Source organism: Paenibacillus ihuae (assembly GCF_001368795.1).
Classification (GTDB): Bacteria; Bacillota; Bacilli; order Paenibacillales; family Paenibacillaceae; genus Paenibacillus_AQ; species Paenibacillus_AQ ihuae.
On sequence record NZ_LN831198.1, the window covers coordinates 1925046 to 1928403 of the forward strand.

3 protein-coding genes are annotated in these 3358 nt (G+C 56.5%); all 3 read left to right on the forward strand.

The features are described from left to right. The coding region (locus AQR02_RS31155; protein WP_148449147.1) for a CBS domain-containing protein at positions 1-169 on the forward strand (169 nt) is incomplete at its 5' end. A 121-nt stretch (positions 170-290) separates the two neighbouring features. After that, on the forward strand, positions 291-1988 hold the full coding sequence (locus tag AQR02_RS08650; protein WP_054940219.1) for a DNA repair helicase XPB: 1698 nt from the start codon (positions 291-293) through the stop codon (positions 1986-1988). Further along, on the forward strand, positions 1985-3358 hold a 1374-nt coding region (locus tag AQR02_RS08655; RefSeq protein ID WP_054940220.1), incomplete at its 3' end, for a helicase-associated domain-containing protein. The genes AQR02_RS08650 and AQR02_RS08655, both read left to right, overlap by 4 nt.

Consider the following 3358-nt stretch of genomic DNA (forward strand, 5'->3'; position numbering starts at 1 on the left):
AGATGAAGCGGCTGAAATTATGGCCTCCGGACAGATCCGCCGCCTGCCGGTAACACGTGATAACGAACTGATCGGTATCGTATCGCTGGGCGATCTGGCCGTGAAGCGTATCTTCGCAGATGAAGCGGGAGAAGCGCTGAGCGAAATTTCGCAACAACAGCTGCATTGAATAAGCAAACAGGGAAGCTCATGTCCGCATTCGTGCGGAGGTGGGCTTTTTCCTGCTTCACATTGACAGGAGATCATACAGATCTGACAGCTTGTAATGTTAAAAGACAGGAGGGGACCCTATGACTGGGACAGGGTCATGCATTATCCGCAAAGACAAAACGATCCTGCTGGAATGCGGCCATCCGGGATTTGAAGCGGCGAGAACGGCACTGGCTGATTACGCCGAGCTTGTGAAAAGTCTTCCTGCCTACCACACCTACCGGATCACACCCCTGTCTTTATGGAACGCAGCATCCGGCGGAAAAACAGCGGAAGAGATTATTGCCAGCCTGCAGGGATTGTCACGATGGGGTACACCGGCCGGGCTGGAGGAAGAAATCCGCAGGCTCATATCCAGGTACGGCAGGTTGGAGCTGCATGCCCATATGACGGACAACCGGCTCATGATTCTTCGCACTGATCAGCCTGCTCTGCTAGATGAGCTGGGGGAATTCCTGGTGCTTAGCGGGCTTCAAATGAACAGATCGGGGCTCATGGAATGTGAATGTCCTGCGGGGAATCGGGGACTGCTGAAGCAGGAGCTGACCAGACTCGGATATCCTGTGATCGACATGGCAGGCTACCGGGAAGGCCAGAGACTGAATCTTGCCTGGAAGGAAAAAGCATACCATGAAGGTGATTCTAAAGCAGAGGTCTTCGGGCTTCGGGATTACCAGCGGGAAGCAGTCCGCTTATTTCATGGCAGTGGCGGCAGCGGTGTTGTTGTCCTGCCCTGCGGGGCAGGCAAGACGGTGGTGGGACTTGCCGTGCTGGAGAAGCTGCAATGCGAAACGCTGATCCTCACTTCGAGTACAACATCTGTGGAGCAATGGCGGGAAGAACTGCTGCAGCGGACGAATCTGGAGGAAGAGGAAATCGGGGAATATACCGGTGAACGCAGGGAAGTACGGCCTGTCACACTAGCTACTTATCAGATGTTGACACACCGGAGCTCTAAGGGCGGTCCGTTTGTTCATATGAACCTGTTCAAGGAGCGTAACTGGGGGCTGATCATCTATGATGAGGTGCATTTGCTCCCGGCTCCGGTGTTCCGGGCTACCGCTGACATCCAGGCGACACGCCGCCTGGGGCTGACCGCTACTCTCGTCAGGGAAGATGGCCGTGAGGGAGATGTCTTCTCCCTGATTGGCCCTCGATGCTACGATCTTCCGTGGAAGTCGCTGGAGCAGCAGGGCTGGATTGCGGCTGTGGAATGTATAGAGGTCATTGTGCCGATGGAGTCTGCCCTAAGGAGCCGTTATATTTATGCCGGAGGGAAAGAACAATTCAGGCTTGCTGCAGGGAATCCGGCTAAGGCTGAAGAGGTTGAGAAGATTATTGCAGCGCATTCCGGAGCAGCAGTGCTCGTTATCGGCCAATACCTGGATCAGTTAGAGGCTTTAGCGGACTTCCTGGAAGCCCCTTTGATAACCGGTAAAACGCCGCAGCGGGAGCGAAAAGGGCTGTATGCGGCATTTAATGAGGGGAGCCTCAAGGTTCTGGTGGTATCTAAGGTTGCTAATTTTGCCGTGAATCTGCCGGATGCCTCGGTGGCAATAGAGGTTTCGGGCGCTTACGGCTCGCGGCAGGAAGAGGCTCAGCGTCTGGGCCGGATCCTGCGCCCTAAACCGGGTGAGAACAAGGCATATTTCTACACACTGGTAACCGGGGACAGCCGGGAACAGGAATTTGCTATGCGCCGCAGGCTGTTTCTGACCGAGCAGGGGTATGAATATGCCGTTAGAGCGGGAGACCAGCAGAAGGAGGCAATACTATGATGACGCTGAGTCCGCCGGCACAGGAGGTCCTGAGGCGGATCTGCGCCGGCCATGCCGCCCGGCCTTTTGCCGTGGAGAAGCTGGAGCGGCTGCGACCCGAGGCGCTGTGCCGAGCCGAACTGCAGCTGGCCATGCTGGAGCTGCGCCAGGCAGGGCTGGTTGAGCTGCGGCAGAAAATCTGGGGGGAGCAGTTATATCAAATCCCCCCACAAGAGCTGGCAGCTATTCAATGGAGCTGCTTCCCTTATACGCCCAAGCCGTTATCTGCAGAAGCGGTAACGGTGGAGTATCCGGCGGAGGCAGGCCTGGCCGGACAGCTGTTCCGGGCGCTGGTCTTCACAGCGCAGCAAGGGCTTCCTCTGACTGCTAAGGGGAGCATCCACAAAAAGCAGGCGGGCCGTCTGGCTGCCCTGCTGCCGGTGCAGGATAAGCAGCTGCGGGGGCTGTTTCCTCCAGCTGCCGGTTGTGAGACGTGTCCGCTCGCGGTTACAGTAATGGTAGATCTGATGCTGGTTCTGGGCTTGGTAGAACGCCATGAATCTGCTTATTTTCCGGACATGGAGAAGCTTGAGAGCTGGCTTGGGCTCAGCGAGCCGCAAATGACAAGTGTTCTGTATAACGTGATACTAAACCGTTATGGAATAGACGGGCCTGCACCACAGCATTTCAGATATCTTGTCTCTTCCCCCGCCTTCGCTCCGGGCAATTGGTATCCCTTGGGTGATGTTATGGAGTGGATGTCCCAGGTTCAGCTTACGGCTGAGCAGCCTTTAGAAGCTCTCCAATATGCTTGTCTGGCTTGGCTAGGCAGTCTGGCCGGATTTGGCTGGTGTGAGCTGGGATATACAGAAGGTGGGGCGTGGTGTTTCCGCTGGACGGAGCATAAACCGCTGCTGGTTACCGGTAAGATGTTGGATTCTGACCTTAAAAATCTGTCCAGCTTCTTTGGTGAAAAGGATGGCCACACAATAAGCGGCAATGAAGCCCAGTTTATTGTCCAGCCGGATTTCGAGGTGCTGGTTCCTCCTGACGTGGATTACCGTCTCCGCTGGGGGCTCGCTGGCTGTTCGGAGCTGCTCTACGCAGATGAGCTATGGAGCTTCAGGCTAAGCCGGATGAAGCTGGAGGAGGCTGCTGAACAGGGGCAGCCGCCAGAAGCGGTCATCGGCTGGCTGGCTTCCCATGCCAGAGGAGGATTGCCGTCCCAGGTAGAACTGTCATTGAGGCAATGGGCCAGAAGCATCGGCCGGACGGCCTGGTCCGAGGTGATTCTGCTGGCGTGCCAGAGCGAAGCCGACGCTGCAGACATCGCCGCCCATCCCCGGCTGCAGGAAAGCCTGTCACAGGTGGGACCGCTTCATTTCATCGTA